At 66.5% G+C, this 20288-nt stretch carries 18 protein-coding genes; 6 read left to right on the top strand and 12 right to left on the bottom strand.

The window, feature by feature from the left end; translation table 11 throughout:
- Positions 1-21: 21 nt before the first annotated feature.
- Together OXG79_01150 and OXG79_01145 are read left to right on the top strand one after the other, a co-directional pair.
- The gene (locus OXG79_01150; protein MCY3782375.1) at positions 22-1302 is read left to right on the top strand and encodes a glutamate-5-semialdehyde dehydrogenase; all 1281 of its coding nucleotides are present in this window, start codon (positions 22-24) and stop codon (positions 1300-1302) included.
- Positions 1303-1423: 121 nt separating this feature from the next.
- Positions 1424-2407, top strand: coding sequence for a ComEC/Rec2 family competence protein (locus OXG79_01145; protein ID MCY3782374.1), 984 nt, complete (start codon positions 1424-1426; stop codon positions 2405-2407).
- Positions 2408-2430: 23 nt separating this feature from the next.
- Here the strand turns inward: OXG79_01145 and OXG79_01140 are convergent, their stop codons facing one another.
- Entirely contained in the window at positions 2431-3201 is a 771-nt protein-coding gene (locus OXG79_01140) for an SDR family NAD(P)-dependent oxidoreductase (GenBank protein MCY3782373.1), read from the bottom strand.
- Positions 3202-3533: 332 nt separating this feature from the next.
- Here OXG79_01140 and OXG79_01135 point away from each other — a divergent pair, with 332 nt between their 5' ends.
- Genes OXG79_01135 through OXG79_01125 form a run of 3 tightly spaced genes read left to right on the top strand, consistent with a single transcriptional unit; the run spans position 3534 to position 6822 of the window.
- Positions 3534-4508 (top strand): succinylglutamate desuccinylase/aspartoacylase family protein, encoded by a 975-nt coding sequence (locus tag OXG79_01135; GenBank protein ID MCY3782372.1) that lies wholly within the window; start codon positions 3534-3536, stop codon positions 4506-4508.
- Positions 4505-5794, top strand: coding sequence for an ArgE/DapE family deacylase (locus tag OXG79_01130; GenBank protein MCY3782371.1), 1290 nt, complete (start codon positions 4505-4507; stop codon positions 5792-5794). The genes OXG79_01135 and OXG79_01130 overlap by 4 nt, the downstream gene beginning before the upstream one ends.
- Entirely contained in the window at positions 5791-6822 is a 1032-nt protein-coding gene (locus tag OXG79_01125) for a hypothetical protein (protein MCY3782370.1), read from the top strand. Before OXG79_01130 ends, OXG79_01125 begins: the two co-directional genes overlap by 4 nt.
- Positions 6823-6856: 34 nt before the next feature.
- Here the strand turns inward: OXG79_01125 and OXG79_01120 are convergent, their stop codons facing one another.
- The 9 genes from OXG79_01120 to OXG79_01080 all read right to left on the bottom strand — a co-directional run bounded on the left by OXG79_01120 (position 6857) and on the right by OXG79_01080 (position 16760).
- On the bottom strand, positions 6857-7231 hold the full coding sequence (locus OXG79_01120; GenBank protein ID MCY3782369.1) for a cupin domain-containing protein: 375 nt from the start codon (positions 7229-7231) through the stop codon (positions 6857-6859).
- A gap of 198 nt (positions 7232-7429) precedes the next feature.
- Positions 7430-8722 (bottom strand): hypothetical protein, encoded by a 1293-nt coding sequence (locus OXG79_01115; GenBank protein MCY3782368.1) that lies wholly within the window; start codon positions 8720-8722, stop codon positions 7430-7432.
- A 51-nt stretch (positions 8723-8773) separates the two neighbouring features.
- Complete coding sequence (locus OXG79_01110) at positions 8774-9526, bottom strand: 3-oxoacyl-ACP reductase FabG (GenBank protein ID MCY3782367.1); 753 nt, start codon at positions 9524-9526, stop codon at positions 8774-8776.
- Between the two features lie 5 nt (positions 9527-9531).
- Positions 9532-10503 carry an ATP-binding cassette domain-containing protein gene (locus OXG79_01105; protein MCY3782366.1) on the bottom strand — a complete coding sequence of 324 codons (972 nt, stop codon included), beginning with the start codon at positions 10501-10503 and terminating at the stop codon, positions 9532-9534.
- Positions 10500-11489, bottom strand: a complete 990-nt coding sequence (locus OXG79_01100; protein ID MCY3782365.1) for an ABC transporter ATP-binding protein — start codon at positions 11487-11489, stop codon at positions 10500-10502. The genes OXG79_01105 and OXG79_01100 overlap by 4 nt, the downstream gene beginning before the upstream one ends.
- A gap of 1 nt (position 11490) precedes the next feature.
- A complete protein-coding gene (locus OXG79_01095; GenBank protein MCY3782364.1) occupies positions 11491-12426 on the bottom strand; it encodes an ABC transporter permease in 936 nt (311 codons plus the stop codon).
- Between the two features lie 46 nt (positions 12427-12472).
- Positions 12473-13444, bottom strand: coding sequence for an ABC transporter permease (locus OXG79_01090; protein MCY3782363.1), 972 nt, complete (start codon positions 13442-13444; stop codon positions 12473-12475).
- A gap of 97 nt (positions 13445-13541) precedes the next feature.
- Positions 13542-15470, bottom strand: coding sequence for an ABC transporter substrate-binding protein (locus OXG79_01085; GenBank protein MCY3782362.1), 1929 nt, complete (start codon positions 15468-15470; stop codon positions 13542-13544).
- Positions 15471-15548: 78 nt separating this feature from the next.
- Entirely contained in the window at positions 15549-16760 is a 1212-nt protein-coding gene (locus OXG79_01080) for a pyridoxal phosphate-dependent aminotransferase (protein ID MCY3782361.1), read from the bottom strand.
- 147 nt (positions 16761-16907) lie between these two features.
- On the opposite strand from OXG79_01080, the gene OXG79_01075 reads away from it, so the two are divergent.
- Entirely contained in the window at positions 16908-17939 is a 1032-nt protein-coding gene (locus OXG79_01075) for a membrane dipeptidase (GenBank protein MCY3782360.1), read from the top strand.
- 22 nt (positions 17940-17961) lie between these two features.
- Here OXG79_01075 and OXG79_01070 read toward each other — a convergent pair whose 3' ends face one another.
- Positions 17962-18921: an amidohydrolase family protein gene (locus OXG79_01070; GenBank protein MCY3782359.1), complete on the bottom strand. Its 960-nt coding sequence runs from the start codon at positions 18919-18921 to the stop codon at positions 17962-17964.
- A gap of 50 nt (positions 18922-18971) precedes the next feature.
- Entirely contained in the window at positions 18972-20261 is a 1290-nt protein-coding gene (locus OXG79_01065) for an alpha-glucosidase/alpha-galactosidase (protein MCY3782358.1), read from the bottom strand.
- Positions 20262-20288: the final 27 nt, after the last annotated feature.

Here is a 20288-nt window from a genome sequence, read left to right as displayed (position 1 = left end):
GAGGTCAACATCAACGCCGCCATTGACGCGCCGACCGCCGTTCGGCCGAGCGTTCCCGATCTGGTTGCGGCGGCGCGCCGCGCCGCGCGGGAGGTCGCCAAGCTGGACGCCGACGCCAAGAATCAGGCGCTCGAGGCGATGGCGGCGGCGCTCCGAGCCGAGCAGTCCGACGTGCTGGCTGCCAACGCCGAGGACGTTGCGCAAGCGCGCGCCGCGGGTCGCGACGACGCCTTCATCGACCGCCTGACGCTCACTCCGTCGCGGATCGACGGGATCGCCGACGCGCTGGGGACCGTCATCGGCCTGCCCGACCCCGTGGGCGAGTCGGTCGACGCGCGGCGCTTGCCCAACGGTCTGGAGGTTGCCCGACGTCGCGTGCCGCTGGGGGTGATCGGTGCTGTCTTCGAGTCGCGCCCCAATGTGGCCATCGATATCTCGGCCCTGGGGCTCAAGGCCGGAAATGCGGTGATTCTGCGCGGCGGCAGCGAGTCCCAGCACAGCACCGGCGCGCTGGTCCGGTTGGCGCGCGAGGCGCTGCCGGCGGCCGGCGTGCCGGCGGATGCAATTCAGGCCATCACTAACCCCGACCGGGACTTGGTGCGCGAGCTGTTGCAGGCGCGCCACGGCGTGGACGTCGTGGTGCCTCGCGGCGGCCAGGGGCTGATTGATTTCGTGACCGAGACGGCCTCGGTGCCGGTGATCGAAACGGGATGGGGCGTGTGCCACACCTATGTGGACGCGAGCGCCGACCTTTCGGCGGCTGAGCGCATCGTGGTGAACGCCAAGACCCGGCGACCGTCGATCTGCAACGCCCTCGACACCCTGCTGGTCGATCGATCGGTGGCGTCCGAGTTCGTGCCGACGGTGGGGCAGGCCCTGGCGCAAAAGAACGTCGAGATGCACGCCGACGCCGAGGCGCTGCCGTTGCTGGACGGCCTTGCCCGGGTTGTGAACCTGGCGGGCGACGACCTCGACACCGAATGGCTTGACCTGCGCATGTCGGTGGTCGTCGTGGATGGCATCGACGCGGCGCTGGACCACATTCAAACGCATGGGTCGGGCCACTCGGAGGCCATCGTGACCCGGTCGCTCACCAATGCCGAGCGCTTCCTCGACGAGGTCGACGCGGCGGCGGTCTACGTGAACGCCTCCACCCAATACACGGACGGCGGCGAGTTTGGGCTCGGTGCCGAAGTGGGCATCAGCACCCAAAAGCTGCACGCACGCGGGCCGATGGGCTTGCGCGAGCTGACCACGTACAAATGGGTCGTGCGCGGCGATGGGCACGTGCGCCCGCTCTGACGCTCCGCGTCCGCCGAGTGCAGCGGTGCCTTCGGCGTGCTCGCTTACACCGCGACATGGCCTCCGGCCAACTCAACCCGGTCTCCCTAGCTGACGGGCTAGGCCGGAAGGGCCCTGCCTCGTGCCCTTGAAGGTCCTTGGCGCCGCATCAGTCCAATGGATTGGGCGGCAGGCCGAGCACGTTGCGGAGCGCCTGCGCCGGGCGGGGCTGCCGCCCGTCGGTCCGGCCGTGAGGCCGCGCCTGGCGGCGCTTCTATTGCTGGTGGCGCTGCTTATCGTGGTCGCCAGCGTCATCCGGGCTCAACCGGACGGCGCCGCGCTTCCGCCGCTCGCGGACGGCGAGCTGGAGCTGCGCGCACTGGATGTCGGTCAGGGCGACGCCCTGCTAATACGGCTCGACGGCGCGACCATGCTGGTGGATGCGGGACCGGACCCGCAGACCGCGGGCGCGGCGATCGTGCCGCAGCTGCGCCGGCTGGGCGTGGAGCGCCTCGACTACCTGGTCTTGACGCATGCCGACGGTGACCACATTGGCGGCGCGCCGACGGTCATGCGCGAATTCGCCGTGGGAGCTGTGGTGCACGCCGATGCCAACCTGAGCCATCCGGTGATGCGCGAGGTAATTGACCTGGCCGTCGACGCCGGCGTGCCGGTCAAAGAAGTCAAGCGCGGCGACGCGCTGGCATGGCACCCACGCGTGGACCTGTCGGTGCTGAATCCGCCGGAACCGGGACCGGACGACGACAACGACCGGTCGGTCGTGCTGCATCTGGCCTATCGGACATCGTCGATGCTATTGACGGGCGATATCGAGGCGTCCACCGAAGGGGAACTGGCGGCGTCCGGGGTCATGTCGCCCGTCGACGTGCTCAAGGTGCCGCACCACGGGTCCAACAGCTCGTCAACCGCCGCATTTCTGGATGCCGTCGACCCTCAGATCGCGGTGGTGTCAGCCGGTTGGTACAACGCCTTCGATCACCCGCGGGATGGCGCCCTGCGCCGTCTCCGTGAGCGTGGCGCGGCGGTCTTTCGCACCGACCTCGCCGGCAACGTCATGGTCCGCACCGATGGACGGGTCATTCAGGTGTTTCTCGAGCGGGCGTAATGCTCGACTGGGCGGGCTCGAGGCTAGTGGGCCGTCCAGCCGCCGTCGACGGTGAGCACGGTGCCGGTGACGAACGCCGCTTCGTCGCTGACGAGGTAGGCGGCGGCGGCGGCGATGTCCTCGGGCTCGGCCCAGAGGCGCTCGAGCAAGCTCATGTCGCGCAGGACCTGGTCCCACCCGTCGGGATTGCGCCGCTTCACGTCCTCCATCACTGGCGTATACACGGCGCCGGGCGCGATGGCGTTGGCCCGGATGCCGGCGCGGCCATAGTCGCGCGCGATGGTCTTCATCAGCATCTCCACGCCGGCCTTGGCGGTGCAGTAGGCCGCCTGCCGATCGAAGGCGACCGAGCCGCCCACCGATGAGGTGGCGAGGATCGATCCGGCGCCAGCCTCGATCATGTGGGGAATGACGTATCTGCAGCACAAGTAGACGCCCGTGAGGGTGACGCCGATGTGCCGGTCCCAGACCTCCTCGGACGTCTCGGCGATGGCGAAAAGCTCGTCCAGGTAGGCGGCGTTGGCAAACAGGATGTCGATGTGGCCGTGTGTTGACTGGGTTTCATCGACGAGCGCCTGCACGTCCTTGGTATCGGATACGTCGCAACGGATGAACGACGATTCGCCGCCTTCCTGCCGTATGAGGTCGGCCGACTCGTCGCCCCCGGACGCGTTGATGTCGGCGATCACCACCGTGGCGCCTTCGCGGGCGAAGCGAATGGCGCTGGCGCGTCCGATGCCGGACGCCGCGCCGGTCACGATGGCGACCTTGCCTGTGAGCCTTGGAGTGACCATGTGTTGAACCGATGCGCGTCTATGCAATGGTGGCGCGAATGATAGCATGCGGTCAGATTCGGCTTGAATATCAAGAGAAACATTGGGATGAGTATGCTGCTAATTCTCGATTTGTCATTGCGTAAAGTGACGGATATCAGGCCAGGATTGATTGGCGGTTCGAACAGTCTCTGATCTGCGGAGCAGCATTACCCTTTTCGTCAGAGTGCTAGACTCCGGCGCCGCAATCCTGGTGGAATCTTTATGCTCCGGCGTTGCCGACCGGACTACGCGTGAGCGATGCGTCGCCCGAACTCGTCCGGTTGCATGGATCGGCGCCGAGTGGCTGACGTATGACGGCCGAGCGAGAGGTGAGGGCGATTGCCGTGCCCGGGCATCCCTCGGCCGATATTCCGCTGATTGAGTTTTCAGCGGCGACGCCGGGACCGGTCGTCAACATCGTCGGCGGCCTGGCGGGCACGGCCTATCCGGGAATCTCGGCGTGCCGCATGTTGGCCAAGCGACTGCCTGGGCTGCTGACCAGGGGACGCGTGCGCATCGTGCCGGTTGTGGATGTGGCGGGGTTCTACGGACGAGTCGCCCGGTTCTGCCCGCTCGATGGCCGCGCGGTGGTCGCAGCATTTGCGGCCGCCGAGCAGGCGGAGGAGCCCTCGGCGAGCGACCGCATCGCCCAGGCCGTGACCGAATCCCTGGCGGACGCCGACGTTCACATCGATGTCCGGGGCGGCGAGCTGACCGAGTTGCACGCACATTGGGCCGCCGTTCCTCCGGCGGCTTCGCAATTCGAGTCGCTGGCCATGGCCGTGGCCTCCGGCGCCGACATGCGCGTTGCCGTGGATCAGGACGACCCGAGGGCGATCGAGCTCGGCGCCGCCGGGCGCATGGCGGCTCGAGGCCGGGCGGCGCTCATCGTGACGGGTGGCGGCGGCGTAAGCGATGTCGTCGGTGACGCCCAGGTTCTCTTGGACGACCTACTGCGCGTGCTGGACGCCCTGGATGTGATTGACGGAGTCGTGACGGACCGCGCGGTGCCGCTGCGTGTCGTCGGACCCGAGATCTGGAGCCACGTGGTCGACTCCGAGGGGCTATGGGTGCCGGCAGCCACGCCGGGGGCGCAGGTGGCCGCCGGTGAAGTGCTGGGTCAAATCTGGGACTACTTCGGCGAGCCCGTGCAGGAGGTGGTTTCGCCGCTCGACGGCAGCGTCCTGGCGGTGACGACCAGCATGGCCGTCACCGGCGACCGTGGCGCCGACGGCGACCCGTGGTTTGGACGCACGGTCACGGTGGCGGAGGCAAGTCAGGAATGACCGCGACGCTTGATCTCACCGCCGCGCGGACGGCGGCGTGGGAGGCCTTCGACCGGCGCCATGGCGAGCATGTCGCGAGCCTGCAACAGTTTGTCCGGATTCCGAGCGCGCGCGGCGAGGAATTGGCGGCGCAGCAGTGGATGGCGCGCCGCATGCGCGACCTCGGGCTGGACGTGGCGATGATCGACTGCGATCCCGACGCGCTGGCCCGCTATCCAACCTGGAGCCCCACCGATTGGTCCTACGAGAACCGGCCAAATGTGGCGGGCCGCTGGCCGGGGACCGGCGGCGGGCGGTCGCTGATCCTCAACGCGCACGTGGACACCACCTCGCCGGAGCCGGTCGAGCTGTGGAGCCGCGACCCGTGGGGCGGCGAGATCGCGGGCAATCGCCTCTACGCGCGCGGGGCGCAGGACGACAAGGCCGGCTGCTGCGAGATGCTCTTCGTGGTGCAGGCGCTGCAGGACGCGGGGCTGCGCCTCAAGGGCGACCTGATTCTCGAGACCACGATCGACGAGGAGTGCTCCGGCAACGGGTCGCTGGCCTTGGTTGCGGCGGGTTACGAGGCCGACGGCGTGCTGATGCTGGACGGCACCGGCCTAGGGCGCGCGATCGTGGCCCATCCGGGTCACGTGGCCTTTCGCGTCACCATCCACGGCAAGCCGGTGCCGTACATCGCGGCCACCCGCGGCGTGAACGCGATCGAAAAGGCCTCGGTGGTGATCCGGGCGCTGCGGGAGCTGGAGGCGAAGAAGAACGAGAGCATTCCGCCGCGCTGGGCCGACACCGAGCATCCGATTCATTTCAACGTCTATGGCATCACCGGCGGCGAGTGGGTCGGAACCGTCGCCGCCCGCTGCGTGCTGGACGCGACGCTGGGCTTCATGCCGCCCGAGACGGTGGCCGACGCGCGGGCCGAGATCGAGGCGACCGTGGCCGAGGCGGCCGCGCAGGACGAATGGCTGCGGGACCATCCGCCGCAGGTCACCTTTCAAGGTCTGGCTCTGGAGCCGTTGGACATGGGCGACGACAACGCCGTGGTTCAGCATCTGGCCGAGGCGCACCAGGTGACGACGGGGCTGCCGCTCGGGCCGGTGGCGATCACCGGCTTCTGCGACCTGCACCAGCACAGCCTGCGACGCCCAACGCCCGGCTGCCTCTTTGGTCCGGGCGGCGGCGCCGGGGCGCATTCGGTGGATGAATTCTTCGACTTGGACGATCTGGCGCCGGTGACGAAGACGGCGATTGCCTTCGTCCTCGACTGGTGCGGGTGGGAGGCGGCATGAGCGCTCGCGGCGGGTCCAAGACCTCTCGGGTCGAGCGGTATGTCCACCATTCGGGCGAAGAGCTGGAGATCCCCGTCGGCACGGTTGTCGGTGCGCGGTCGGGCCCGAAGTTCGGCGTCTCCTCGGGCATGCACGCGGGTGAGTTCGCCGGCATTCACGGCGCCATTCGGCTCTGGCAGGAGCTGGATCCGGAGACGCTTCGCGGCGAGGTCCGCATCATTCCCATCATGAGCACGCGGGCGTTCTTCACCCGGTCGACGCAGCTGTCCCCGGTCGACGAGCGCGAGCTGCATTTCCAGCCGGCGGGTCGGCCCGAGGGGACCTACTCCGAATTCCAGATCGACTGCATGTTCAATCTGCTGCGCGACCTCGACTTTCACGTCGACATGCACGCGGGCGAGTACGTGCAAGCACTCGACCCGTGGGTGGCCTTCGCCGAACCGACGACGAATGAACGCCTGCGGCGGGACACCTGGCGGCTGGCCGGTTCCATGCCGGTGCCCTACCTGGACCCGCGCCAGGCCGAGATTCAGGACGAGTTTTCAAAGCTGGACCAGGGGCTGCCGTTCGCGCTGCTGCGCGAGGGCGTGGCGAACGTCTGGACGGAAATCGGCCAGAACGGCGTCCAGGATCCGGCGGAGATCGAGCTGCAGTACCAGTGCCTGGCGAACGCCTTGAAGCGGTTCGACATGATCGACGGCGAGCCGGTGGAGGTTCCGCCGCAGGCGATCCTGGGTCCGCGACGCTGGAGCATGGAATCGCTGGAGAGCGGGTATTGGCAGTCGGTGGTGCGAATTGGTCAGAAGGTGCGCAAGGGCCAGCGGGTGGGCGTGCTCGAAGACCTGGCCGGCAACCACATCAAGACGTATACGGCGCCGGAAGACGCGGTGGTCCAGTATTTCTGGACCAGCCCGGCGATCAATGCCGAGCGCGTGCCGCATGGCTACCCCTGGCACCGCGGCCTGATTCGCCTGTCCGAGCTCCGCCCGGACGCCCACCTCGACCCGCGGCTCGAGCTCGCCCGCTGACGGGGGTACGCCTAGCTTCCGCCGGCTGCTCGCCTCAGGCCGGAACCTCGTCTTCCGGGAGGTTGGGCGCGAGGAAGCACATCATCAGCAGGGGGGCGTCGCCGACCACGCGTAGGGAGTGCCGGGAGCCTCGAGGCGCATAGAGCACCGAACCCGGTCCGGCCTCGACCGGCGGCTCGTCGTCGAAGGTGAATTCGACGCGGCCCTCGTGGACGACAAAGACCTCTTCGCAGTCGGGGTGATAGTGCGCGGCCTGGGCGGATCCCGGCGGCCAGTGCAGCAGCACGCTGCGGTGCTCGGCGGTGGCGCTGATGCGTTCACGCCATTGCCCCGAGCCGTTGCGCTGCTTGATGGCGGCGATGGCGTCGTGGGTCAGGTTGTTGGCGGTGGCCGGGTCGACGAATGGCATTGGGCGTTTTCCTTTTCGTAACGTCTGCTGAGGGCACAAACGGGCGGGTCTGAGACCCGCCCCTACCCGAAGTGTTCAGCGCCCCCAGTTTTGGCCGGACTGGATTCCGGCTTCCGCCGGAATGACGGAGAGGCGACGCCAAGCTCTCTTTGCGCAGGAATGACGATGAGATAGGCGATGGTCTCCTGTCCAGGCAGCCTAGTGATATTCGCGCACGTAGTCGGCGTGCGAGTCCATGAGCTCGCGGCCCATGGCGAGGCCGGCGTCTACGTCGACGATGGTGCGGTCGGCGAGGAGGGCCAGCAGGGCGAGCTCTCGGTCGCGTTGGATGATGGCGTCGGTGAGGAGCTCCAGCTGGTCAATCCACGGGCGCAGCGTCCCGGCGACAGGTTCGGGGAGCGCGCCGACCGGCTCGCGGGTCATGCCGCTCGCGTCGAACCAGGCCGGAACCTCCACGTTGGCCCAGGGCGCGAGATTGCCAATCGAGTCCTCATTGGGGATGTTCACGTGATAGCTGCCGCCGCGGCCGGCCGCCAGCGCCGCGATCAGCTTCACGGCCTTCTCGCTCGTGGGCTTGAAGAGCGAGTCGGGCAGCGGATCTGAGCCGGTGGCAATCTCGCTGAACCGTTGCTGAACCTCGGCTCCGCGGTCGAAGTACTCATCCATGTCGAAGCGGAACAGGCCTCGCGGCAGCTTGCCGTCGTCACCCGGACGGCAGTACCAGGGGAAGAATTCGCTGACGTGGCGATCGCCGGGGGACGGGAAGCAGCCGTAGAGCTCCATCAGGTCCCAGCTCACGTCCAGCCGGTCGCTCGCGGGCGGGCGCTGGGCGGCCTTGAGCGCGGGGTAGAGGTCCGTGCCGTTGCGGCGCAGGTCGAGAATCCACTGCAGGTGGTTGATGCCGGCGGCGCGGACGGACATGTCGTCTTCCGGAAGGTCCAAGAACTTCGCCAGGCGCCGCGTGGTGCCCTCGATACCGTGGCACAACCCCACAACATTCAAGTCCGTGGTCTTGTTCAGGGTGCGGCAGATGGCGCACATGGGATTGGTGTAGTTGAAGAGCCAGGCAGCGGGGCACAGGTCGTCTATGTCCTGCGCGATGGCCTGGAACACCGGCACCGTGCGCAGCGCCCGTGACCATCCGCCTGGGCCAACCGTGTCGCCGGTGGTCAGGACCATGCCGTACTTCTCGGCGATGTCGAGGTCGATGGTCCACAGGCGCCGGTGGTCCAGCGCGATGGCGACGATGACGTAGTCGGCGCCGTCCAGGAGGTCGCGGCGGTCGGTGGACGATTCGATCCGGTAGGGCATGTCCCGCTCGGCGACCATGCGCTCGACGACGCGCGTGGTGACGCCGAGCGTGTCCGCGTCGACATCGCAGAGGGCGACGGTGCTGCCGGCCAGGTCGTCGCGGGCGTGCCAGAGGTCGGCCACGATGGAGGGGGCGAAGACGCGGCTGGCCCCGATGACGACGAGCTTGACGGCTGCCACGGCGGCCTTCGGCTCGCTAGCGCGCGGGCGCTCGCGGTGGGACGGCCCGGGTCACTGCACCAGCCGCCCGCCGTCGACCACCAGGGTGGCGGCGGTGATCCAGCTGGCAAGATCGCTGGCCAGGAACACCGCCGCGCCGGCCACGTCGGGCGGCAGCCCGAAGTCCGGAATCGGCGCCCCGTTCCAGCGCACCGGCGCTTGGCCGGACGGGGCGTCCTTGCCCGTCATGTTGGTGTAGACCGGGCCGGGGGCGATGCAATTTGCCGTGATGCCGTGTGCCCCGAGGTCCTCGGCGATCGACTTGGTGAAGCCCTCGACCCCGGCCTTGGAGGCGGCGTAGCTCACCTGCCCCGGGCATCCCTGGTGACCGCACAGCGAAGAAATGTTGACGATGCGGCCGCCGGCGCCGCGGGCAATCATGCGCGCGGCCACGAGTTGCGTGCAGAGAAACAGCCCGGTCAGGTTGACCGCGAGGGTGCGGTTCCAATCGTCCAGCGTGATCTCGTGCAGATGGCCGCGGCGGAGGATGCCGGCGTTGTTGCACAGGATGTCGATGGGGCCAAGCTCGGCCTCGGTGCGCTGCACCAGGCACTCGACATCGCCGGGGATCGACACGTCACAGGGGATGGCGACGGCTGTTCCCCCGTCCGCTTGGATTTCGTCCGCGACCTGCTCGACGGCGCTGCCGCCGGCGACCGCCACGCGACAGCCATGCTGCCCGTAGGCCAGGGCAATGGCGCGTCCGATGCCGTGCAAGCCGCCGGCGCCGGTGACGATGGCGACTCGGTCTTGCAGCAGGCTCATGCGCGTTACTCGGGAAAGTGGCAGGCCACCCGGGCGCCGTTCAGCGACTCCAGCTTGGGCACGTCGGTGCGGCAGATGTCCTGGGCTTTCCAGCAGCGGGTATGGAACGGGCATCCGGGCGGAATGTTGGCGGCGCTGGCCGGTTCCCCGGACAGGCGAATGCGGTCGCCGGCGGCGGCCTTGACGCGGGGCACTGCCGAGAGCAGGGCGGTGGTATAGGGATGACGCGGGCGCTGAAACAGCGTGCGTGTTTCCCCTTCCTCCACGATCTTGCCGAGGTACATCACCGCCACGCGGTTGCAGAGCTGTTGCACGACGGCGAGATCGTGCGAAATGAAGATGACGCTCAGGCGTCGCCGGTCGCGGATGCGCCGCAGCAGGTCCAGGATCTGCGCCTGCACCGAGACGTCCAGGGACGATAGCGGCTCGTCGGCGACCAGCAGCTCGCTTTCCACCGACAGGGCGCGCGCGATGGCCACGCGCTGCTGCTGTCCGCCGCTCACCTGCATCGGGAAGCGCGCGCCGAACTCGACCGGCAGGCCGACCTCCTGGAGCAGGTCGTTGACGCGCTCGCCAATCTCGGCGTCGGGAACGATGGCATGGATTCTCAGCGGCTCGGCGATTGCGTCTCGGATGCGCTTCCGCGGATTGAGCGACCCCAATGGATCCTGAAAGACCATTTGGGCGTTCCGTGCCAGATCGAGACGCTCATTGGCGTCAGCAGATGGCGCCTTGCGCGTGCTGAAGGAGACGCTGCCGCTGGTGGGTTGCTCGAGGCCGACGATCAGGCGCCCAAGTGTGGTCTTGCCGCAGCCTGACTCTCCAACCAGTCCCAGCGTTTCCTCGGCGTCGAGGGTGAGATCGACCCCGCCAACCGCGAGCAGTGACCGCCGGCGTTCCATGATCTTGGTACGGGGCAGGCTGAACGCCTTGACCAGCCCTTCACATTGCAGGAGGGGGGCGGCGGTGTCGCTCATGAGGCCGCCTCGTAGAGGTGGCAGCGGACGGCGTGTCCGGGGGCTACCTCGCGCAGCTGGGGATTCTCGACCGGGCAGCGCTCGAAGCGTTGGCTGCAACGCGGCTCGAACTCACAGCCCGGCCACTCCCGGGTGATGTCGGGCGGAAACCCTTCGAGCGGATCGATGGTCTGCTCGGGTTGGTCGAGGTCCGGCACCGAGCCGAGCAGCGCCTGCGTGTAGGGATGCTGCGGATCGTCGAACACGACCTGCGTTTCGCCGCTCTCGGCAATCTTTCCGCCATACATCACGATGGTCCGCGCGCAGCTCTCGGCCACCAGCGCCATATTGTGGGTGATGTGCAAGACGGCCATGCCGAACTCCTGGTTCAGCTCGGCCAGCAGGTCGATGATCTGCGCCTGGATGGTGACGTCCAACGCCGTCGTTGGCTCATCGGCAATGAGCAGCTTGGGCCGGTTGGCCAGCGCCATGGCAATGACCACCCGCTGCGCCATGCCGCCGCTGAACTGATGCGGGAATTGCGGCAGCCGCTGCTCGGGGTCGGGTATCCCGACGCGGTCGAGCAGACCGACGGCTTGCCGGTATGCCTCGCGGCGGCTGACGCGCTGGTGCGTGCGAATCGCCTCGACGAGTTGACGGCCTACGCTGAACACTGGATTCAAGGCGCCGATGGGGTTCTGGAAGATCATGGCGATCTCATGCCCCCTGATACGGCGAAGCTGGCCCCCGGACATCTTTCGCATGTCACGGCCATCGAAGGTGATGGTGCCGTTGACGACCCGTCCCGGGGTGTCAACCAGTCCCAAGATGGACATCGCGGTTACCGACTTGCCGCAGCCGGATTCGCCGACGAGTCCGACGATTTCGCCGGGAAAGATGCTGAAGCTCACGCCGTTGACGGCGCGCACCGTCGCCGTCTTGGTGAAGAAGTGCGTGTGCAGATCCTTCACGGCCAGCACCGGTTCCGTCGCGGCGGAGACGCTCATTTCAAAGCTGGCTCTCGCGCGGGCTCAGGATCTTCTGCACTTCGTCGCCGAGGACGTTGAAGCAGATCGCCAGCACCGAGATCAGGATCGTCGGGCCTAGGATCACCGCCGGCGCCTCGTAGAGCGCGCGCAGGCCGTCCGACATGATGGTTCCCCAATCGGGGTCCGGCGGCTTGAGTCCCATGCCGATCAGGCTGAAGCCGGCGGTGAAGATGAAGAAGCTTGTGGCGTGCAAGGCGGTGACCGTGATGACGAGCGGCATTACGTTCGGCAGCACTTCTCGAAACATGATCCGCAGGTTGTTGTAGCCAAGGAGACGCGCCGCCTCGACGTATTTGGCATTCCTCACGGTGAGGACCTGCCCACGGAAGAAACGAATGTTGAGGGGCACGGACGACAGGATGACGGCAATCGCCATGTTGATCACCGATGGCCCGAGCACGGTGAGGATCAGGAGCGCAAGGAGAAGGCCCGGAAACGCAAGCCCAATGTCGACCAGGCGCATGATCACGCCGTCCACACGCCCGCCGAGATAGCCGGCGAGCAGCCCAAAGAACACCGAGATCAGCGTGACGGCCACGTTGGCGAAAATGCCGATCATCAGCGAGATGCGGCTGCCCCAGATGAGGCGAGACATCATGTCTCGGCCGAGGCTGTCTGTTCCGAGAATGTATGGTTTCGGCACCGGTGGCACATAGCGTTCGACGACACTTGATGGGAAAGGATCTGGATTTTTTGCCTCGGATATGACATCACGCCCTAAGCTGTCGATCCCCAAGACATAGGCTTCGGTTAGTGGCGAGAGATAGCGCACGTTAATGCTCCCGCGGTTCGGATCGGGAATCGGGAGAATTGGTGCGAGCAAGGCGATGATGATGGTAATGAGGATGGGGATGAGCGAGACGCTCAAAACCGGGTGGTCACGCAAGAACTTCACGGTCCGCCTCGCATGGTAGCCGGCGGCGCTTTCGAGCGCTCGAGGGCTAAGCATAGCGGACACGTGGGTCGACGAGGGCGTAAATGACATCGACAGCAAGGTTGAGGAAGATATACATCGTGGCGATCAACATCGTTGCACCCATGACGACCGGAACATCGCGGTTGACCGTAGACTCGACAACTAGCAAACCGATTCCTGGCCAAGCGAAGATGTATTCGAGGATGAAGGATCCAGTTAGCAATGATCCGAATAGGAGCCCGGCACTCGTCAGCAGGGGGACGAGTGTGGTGCGTAGACCATGCACAAAGTAGACCCGCCAAAGGGGCAGGCCCTTGGCATGGGCCATGCGAATATAGTCCTCACGCAATACCTCGATCATGGTGTTTCGCGCCAAGCGCCAATTTGCGCCGACCGAGGCGAGCGCCAGGCCGATGGTTGGCAGGATGAGGTGCTTGGCGAGGTCGATGACGTCGTCTCCCCCTGCCCGGGGATTGGAGACGCCGCTGGTGGGGAGCCAACCAAGCGAGACACCGAAGATGAGCACCATGAACACGGCGACGGCGAAGCCGGGAATGCTGAGCATCAAGACGGGAGACTGCGCCAGGAAGCGCGTAATGACCTGAGGCCAGGCGCGGTTGTGGACGACGGCGGCCAGGACACCCATGGTCCAACCGACGACCACCACGAGAATGACCGAGGCGACTGCGACGCTGAACGTGTTCCGCATTCCTCGGAAGAGCAAGTCGGATACGCGTTCACCCCGCCGAATCGACTCACCCATGTCACCTCGAAACATAAGACTTAGCCAGGTCCAATACTGCACCGGCAATGGGTCATTGAGTCCATACTTGTCCTTCATGGATTTCACTAATTCCGGATTCGCAATGTCGGCTTGCTGTAGGAATATTTCGACCGGATCCCCCGGCAAGGCCTTGCTCATCCCGAACACGATGATGCTCACCGCGATGAGCAGCGGGATGACGGACAGAAGACGGCGCGCGATGTATCGGCTCATGGTGGGCGGATCAGTTGATGGCCAAGCGGGGAGGCGGGGACCCGCGCCTCCGGTCCGTTAGGACCTCGAGCGCGAGTCCCCGCCACCAAGGCAACTCCTAAACAGGCGCCACCTTGTACAGCCACGGGTAGCTGTACTGGGTCGCACCCGAGGTCACGTTGGTGACTTTCTCCTCCCGCCAGGCCGCACCAAGCGTGGATACCGTGGCCGGAATCCAGGCGACCTGATCGGCTGCGATCTCCTGCATCCGATGCACCTTCGACGTCCGGTTGTCGGCGTCGGCCTCGACCAGGATGTCCTGGTAGAGCTGGTTCATCTCAGCGTTGTCCATGTAGCTGCGGGAAAAGAGATCGCCCGCCGTCCAACGCTGATAGGCGAAGGCCGGGTCGCCCAGGAATACGCCGACGCCCCAGCCGCCCAAGTGCAGATTCTGCTGGGCGAAGGGGCCGTTATCGAAGTCGGCGCCGATGGCCGGGTCCCAGGCCTCCAGCTCCACGGAGAACCCTTGGTCGTTCAAGCCCTGCATCCAGAACGTCTCGCGGTCCGGAGGCGCGCCCGGGTCGCCCCGGTACTGGATCTTGAACTCGGCCCGCATGTCGCCGTTGGCCCATACGCCGTCGCCGCCCATGGAGAAGCCGGCGTCCTGCATCAACGACGCGACTTGCGCCGGGTCGTAGTCCAGCTCCGCCGCGTCGTTCAGATACGGCGAGCCGGGGAACCAGAACCTGCCCCACGGCAGCACGGTTGGGCCGGCGGTGGCCTCGTAGTAGCTGACGCGGTCAAACGATCGCGCCACGGCCTGCCGCACCCGGTTGTCCTGGAACAGCGGGAACGTGTGGTTGATGTAGAAGTACCCCAGCACGAAGTTGGGGAACCACTTGGCGCCGATGCCGGGCGTGCGGAACAGATCGTTGCGACGGGTCGCCGGCGTGTACAGCGCCACGTCGACTTCGCCGGCGAGCAGCGCGTTCACCCGCGCGTCCGCGCCGGCCGCCCCACCCGGGAAGATCCGGAAGATCAGCTCCTTGAAGTCGGGCTGGGGGCCCCACCAGTTCTCGTTGCGTACCATGCGCACCAATTCGGCTGGTCGCACCTCCACGGGGATGTAGGGCCCCGTGCCGACGTACTTGTCCGGGTCGGTGGAGTACTCGCGGTTGCCATGCTCCATCACGCTGGGCGGATGGGCCATGTACGAGCTGTCCAGCGCGCCGAACTTCTCCGCCGCCAGCGCGTCGGGCTGCGTCAAGTTCACGCGCACCGTGCGGCCGTCCAGCACCTCGGTGTCGCCGTAGAACGGCTGCGCGAACCCGTTGTAGTAGAAGGTGCCCTCGGCGTGGTACGGATCGTCGTCCCGGAAGATCCGGTTGAAGTTGAAGACCACGTCTTCCGGCGTGAACGGGTCGCCGTTGTGCCAGGTGACGCCTTCACGCAGCGTGAAGGTGACCGACGTGGCGTCGGGCGCCACTTCCCAGCTTTCGGCCAGGCGCGGCTTCAGGGTCTGGGTCTGATAGTCGTAGAGCAGCAGGCTCTCCGACGTGCAGAAGGCGTGGATCTTGGTCTGGAACTCGTAGACCTGCGACCCATCGAGGTCGTCGACCTTCTGCGTCTGAGGATTCGCGATCACGAGGCTGTCGGCCTTGGGGTTCTGGGCCATGACCTCGACGACCTTCTCCCGCTCGACGACCTTCTCGACCTGGACCTCGACGACCTTCTCCTGGGTTACGACCTTCTCGACTTCGACCTCTTTGACCTCGACGACCGGAACTTCCTTGATGACTTCCTTGGTGACGACCGTCTCGACCGGAACTTCCTTGACGACTTCCTTGGTGACGACCGTCTCGACCGGAACTTCCTTGACGACTTCCTTGACCTCGGTGACGGTTACCGTCACCGTCTTTTCGACAACCTCAGCCTCGCCACACGCGGCGAGCGCGGCAGCGCCGACGCCGCCCGCGACGGCCGCGGCTCCGCTACGCAGAATCATCCGGCGGCTGAGCGCCTTCGATAGTGCTCGTTTCGCTGTCACAAACATCCTCCCCGTCTCAGATCAGCCCATGTCCAGGAACGTCCTAGCGGACTGATCTCGACTAAATGTGTTCCTCGACTACGTCCTGCTGAGTACGGCCCTCCTATTCGCTGCTTGCTCGGCTCGAACTGGTTGACCGTTGGTGGTGGCCGCGACGACCTCGGCAATGCGGCGCCCGGCTTCGCGCAGGACTTCCGGCGACGCACCGAATGCCATGCGCACGTGCCGGTCGGACCGGCAGAAGTGTCCCGCGGTGGTCGGGATTCCGGCCTCCAGCAAGGCGGCCGACGCCTGCGTGGATGAGTCGAACGCTTCGGACACATTGATGAACACGAATGGCCCCCCGGCCGGCTTCAGGGCGTGCAGCGGACGGTCGGGCGCCACGAAGGGATGGATCACGTCGCGCAGCCGCTGGAATTCCCGGGCCATGCTGTCCCCCGGATACGCCGGGTTCCGCACGGCGGCGGCAGCTCCGGCTTGCGCGACGTGGCTGCCGTGGAGCTGTTCCCATTCCATCGCCTTGGTGCATGCGTCGATGACGCTTGCGGGGCCGACAATATATCCCACTCGCCATGCGGGCATGGCGTAGCTCTTGGTGAAGCTGCGGATCAGTGCCGTGCGCGAGGCGGCGTTCCCGATGCTCGCGCAACTCACGTGCCGGCGTCCGTCATAGACCATGGTGTCGTACGACTCGTCCGACACGATCAGCAGATCGTGGCGCTCGGCCAGGTCGACAATGGCGCGCAGCGTGTCGCTCTCCAGCACCACGCCGGTGGGATTCACCGGGGTGTTGACGACGATGGCCACGGTGCGCGGCGTGACGGCGGCGGCGATGCACTCGACGTCCCAGGCGTATTCCGCGGCCTCGTCCATGGGCACGTGGACCGGGCGGCCGCCGGCCATTTCCACGCAGCCGCCGAAGAAATAGCAGGGCGCGGGGATGATTACCTCGTCGCCGGGGTCAAGGATCGCGCGAAACACCAGGTTGAGCGCCTGCATCGAGCCGTTGGTGATGAGCACCCCGGCCTCGGGGTCGACCGGCTGGCCGATTTCGCCGCCGATGCAGTCCGCCACGACCTCACGGAGCTCCGGCAGGCCGCGCGAAGGGGCCTCGCGGTTGCGACGTATTTCGCGCACCACCGCCTCGATCGCTTCCGGCGACAGGGCCCGCTCGGCGTAGGGCATCAGCGGCAGCACGTCAACGCCCCGGCGGCGGGCGGCCTTCACCTGGCTGGCGAGCAGCCGCGAACCCACAGGGGGCATGGCCCGAATGTGTTGCGCAGTCTTCAACGGCGCCGCTTGCACCGGAAGTTTGGTGGGCGCGAGGCTACCACGCAGCGCCGTTTCGGCTCGACTTGGAATGGCGCCGGGACTCGAGGGCATTAGGGGTATCGTTGGCGGCGCGGGATGGGTTCAGTCAGATGGGGTAGCGGACGCGTGCAGACACAAGAATCGGCCGGGCATGCCCTGCACGAGCGCGCGCTGGTGGTGCTGGCGCACGACCACATGGTGCGGGCGGAGGACTTGCGGCGGGACATTGCCGGCGGCGTGACGGCCAAGGTGGTGCAGGCCACGGTGTCCGGGCGGGCCTTCTCGGACAGCCGGGCGGAATTCGAGCGGTCGCTCTACAGCACCGAGGGCTTTATGCGCGATGCCATGGGGGCCTACGACGAGATCTTCGCCACCATCGAGACCATGCCTGACAAGGTCTTCGTGGTTCGCCGCGCGGCCGATATCCAGGAGGCCAAGCGCACCGGCCGCCTGGGTCTGATCCTGGGCGCCGAAGGCGCCAAGCTGCTGGAGGGGAGCCTGGCGGCACTTCGGGTTTTCTACCGCCTCGGTATGCGCCACTTGCAGCTGCATTGGGCCACCCGCAACCAGGTGGGAACGGCGCAGTCGGACACCGACGAGCCGGGCCTGACGGCGTTTGGCCGCGACGTCGTGGCCGAAGTGAACGCCTTGGGGATGCTGCTCGACGTGTCGCACTCGTCGGTCGCCACGATTGCCGACGTGCTGGCCATGACCGACCGACCCGTCATCAACTCCCACACCGGCGCGCGCGAGCTCAACCCCAGGAGCACCCAGTTGCTCTGGGACGATCAGATCAAGGACCTCGCGGACAACGGCGGCGTGGCCGCCGTCCACTTCTGCTCGCGGGTGCTGCTCGACAGCGGCCACGCCACCATCGACGACGTGCTGACGCACATCGACTACCTGGTTGACGCGGGCGGGATCGAGAGCGTGGGCCTCGGCCCCGACTACCTCCTGGACGGCACCCAGCGAACCCGCAACGTGAGCTTCAATCAGCGGATTGCCGAGGACGACTTCACCTGGGCCAAGGACTTCGAGGACACCAGCACGCTGCCGAACGTGACGGTGGCGTTGCTGGAGCGCGGCTACACGGAGGACGAGACCCTGAAGATTCTGGGCGGCAACATGCTGCGGGTGATCGAGGCGTCGCTGCCCTGACCGGATTCGACAGGGCCGAGGTCTAGGCTCCGACGAATCGCTGCGCGTTCAGGCCCAGGATCTTGTCAGCCCCATCCTGGTCGAGGAACGGCGCCTCGCGGATGGCGCGGATGAGGTTCTCGTAGGGCTGCACGCCCAGGTAGGGCCAGTCGGTGCCCCAGTGAATGCGGTCGGTCCCGATGCCGGCCACCAGGATTTCAAGGATCGTCAGCGCGCTCATGTAGGGATACGGTTCGTCGGCGCCGATCACGTGCTGATAGGCCCCCAAATCGCAATGGAGATTCGGGTAGGCCAGCATGAACTCGATGACCTCGTCGAGCAGGTGGTAGCGCAACGGCGCCGACGGATTGTCGCGGTCTCGCAGCGCGGGCGTGCCGTAGTGGGCCAGCTGGATCCCGACCTCGGGGAAGTCGGCCACCAGCTCGCCGAAGCCCTTCACGTACTCCGTGAACGAGGCGTACTTTCCGAGGACGCTCGGCGCGAACCACGGGAAATGGGCGTACCACCACGAGATGTCGATGATGCAGGGCTTGCCTCGGTCGCGCAGCAGCTCGAAGATCGGCCGCCAGCGGGGATCGCCCATCTCGGTGTCGACAAAGAGCGGCAGCAGCTTGAGGCCGGCTGCCCCGAGGTCGAGGTCCGCCGCCGCCCGCTCGACGTAGCCGGGGACTCGCGGGTCGATGGAATCCGAGATCCACACGAACCGGTCCGGATGTTGCCGCCACATCCGCACGAAGTATTCCTTGGTCAGATAGTGCTGGAAGACGGCGAGCTTGTGGTCGCGCTCCTCGGGCCGGTAGTGGGCCATTACGTCGACGGCCGTATAGCTGATGATGAAGGCCTTGTCGATGCCGGCCCGGTCCATTTGCTCGATCAAGTCCGGGGCGCTTGCGCCCCAGCGGTTGCCGGGCCAGAGCGGAAAGTTCTCGCTGGCGCCGCCAACCGAGCGGTCGAAGATGTGGGTGTGCGCGTCAATGATCATGGGTGATTCCTGACTCGGGGGACGGAGGACGGCGACATCGGCCCTGGCACTTACTGCAGGTAGTCGAGGTAGTCGGTTTGCGAGTCGAGCATTTCCTCGACCATTCGCTCGATCTCCGCCGGGGTGAGGATGGCGGCCGTCAGGGGGTCCAACAGCACGGCTTGCATCGCCATGCGGCGGTCGCCGGCGAGGGCTGCCGTCACGCACATCTCCTGCACGCTGATGTTGGAGAGATTCAGCGCGGCAAGCTGCGTCGGCAGGTCGCCCACGTGGCACGGCTGCACGCCGGTCTTGTCCACCAGGCAGGGGACCTCGACACAGGCGCCTGCCGGCAAGTTGGTGATGAGGCCGGTGTTCTCCACGTTGGCGTTCACGCGGAGCGGCCGGTCGGTCTCGATGGCGTGAATGATCTGCACGCCGTACTCGTGGCTGCGGGAGAGGTCCAGCGGCTCCGTCGAGGACAGCTGCTTTCTGACCTTCTCCTGCGATGCCTCGCGAGCCATGGGCCAGAAGCTCGGGTAGTCCCACTTTTCGGGAATGTATTGGGTTATGAGGTCGGCGTTCTTGCGGTAGTAGGGGATGTACTCCGACATGTGGTTGCTGGACTCGGTGACGAAATAGTCGAAGTGCTTGAACATGTCGAAGCGAATCGGGTCCTGCGCCACGATGTCCGGGTCTTCGCTGGCCTGCCAAATGCGCGGGTAGGCGTCTTCGCCTTGATGCTCGAATCGCAAAAACCAGGCCATGTGATTGATTCCCGCGACCCAGTAGGTCACCTCGTCGGCGGGGATGTTGCAGTACCCGGCCAGTTGCCGGGCGGTGCCCTGCACGCTGTGGCAGAGGCCGATGGTCTCGATGTCGGTCGCGGCGTTCATGGCCCAGCAGTTGATGGCCATGGGGTTGGCGTAGTTGAGCAGCAGCGCGTCGGGGCAGACCTCTTCCATCTCGTCGGCGAGCTCCAGCAGAAACGGAATGGTCCGCAGGCCGCGGAACACCCCGCCGGGACCCAGCGTGTCGCCGACCGTCTGGTCGATGCCGAATCGGGCGGGCACCTGGATGTCGACTTCGAATGGCGCCACGCCGCCGATCATCACCATCACGATCACGTAGTCCGCGTCTTCCAGCGCCTCGCGCCTGGTGGCCGGGGCTTCGATGCGCATGCCGGCGCCGAGCTGCTGGACCGCCCGCTCGGCGTGGGCCTGGGTGGTGGCCAGCCGCTTCTGGTCGACGTCGACGAGCGTGATCGTCGAGTCGGCCAGCTCCGGATAGGTCAGCATGTCGCCGATCAGGCGCGTGGCGAAGACGGTGCTGCCGGCGCCGATCATGGCCACCTTGGGCATGGTGCAGCCTTCCTCGGGCGAGTGGGG

This window comes from Chloroflexota bacterium (genome assembly GCA_026706485.1).
Lineage (GTDB): Bacteria > Chloroflexota > UBA11872 > UBA11872 > UBA11872 > JAJECS01.
This window is presented reverse-complemented; position numbering and strand designations above follow the sequence as displayed.

What these genes read in the sequence shown, in the direction of transcription:
- OXG79_01140 (MCY3782373.1), bottom strand. Translation starts at nt 3,201, where the DNA reads ATGGTCACTCCAAGGCTCACAGGCAAGGTCGCCATCGTGACCGGCGCG.
- OXG79_01135 (MCY3782372.1), top strand. Translation starts at nt 3,534, where the DNA reads ATGACGGCCGAGCGAGAGGTGAGGGCGATTGCCGTGCCCGGGCATCCC.
- OXG79_01130 (MCY3782371.1), top strand. Translation starts at nt 4,505, where the DNA reads ATGACCGCGACGCTTGATCTCACCGCCGCGCGGACGGCGGCGTGGGAG.
- OXG79_01125 (MCY3782370.1), top strand. Translation starts at nt 5,791, where the DNA reads ATGAGCGCTCGCGGCGGGTCCAAGACCTCTCGGGTCGAGCGGTATGTC.
- OXG79_01120 (MCY3782369.1), bottom strand. Translation starts at nt 7,231, where the DNA reads ATGCCATTCGTCGACCCGGCCACCGCCAACAACCTGACCCACGACGCC.
- OXG79_01110 (MCY3782367.1), bottom strand. Translation starts at nt 9,526, where the DNA reads ATGAGCCTGCTGCAAGACCGAGTCGCCATCGTCACCGGCGCCGGCGGC.
- OXG79_01105 (MCY3782366.1), bottom strand. Translation starts at nt 10,503, where the DNA reads ATGAGCGACACCGCCGCCCCCCTCCTGCAATGTGAAGGGCTGGTCAAG.
- OXG79_01100 (MCY3782365.1), bottom strand. Translation starts at nt 11,489, where the DNA reads ATGAGCGTCTCCGCCGCGACGGAACCGGTGCTGGCCGTGAAGGATCTG.
- OXG79_01090 (MCY3782363.1), bottom strand. Translation starts at nt 13,444, where the DNA reads ATGAGCCGATACATCGCGCGCCGTCTTCTGTCCGTCATCCCGCTGCTC.
- OXG79_01070 (MCY3782359.1), bottom strand. Translation starts at nt 18,921, where the DNA reads ATGATCATTGACGCGCACACCCACATCTTCGACCGCTCGGTTGGCGGC.
- OXG79_01065 (MCY3782358.1), bottom strand. Translation starts at nt 20,261, where the DNA reads ATGCCCAAGGTGGCCATGATCGGCGCCGGCAGCACCGTCTTCGCCACG.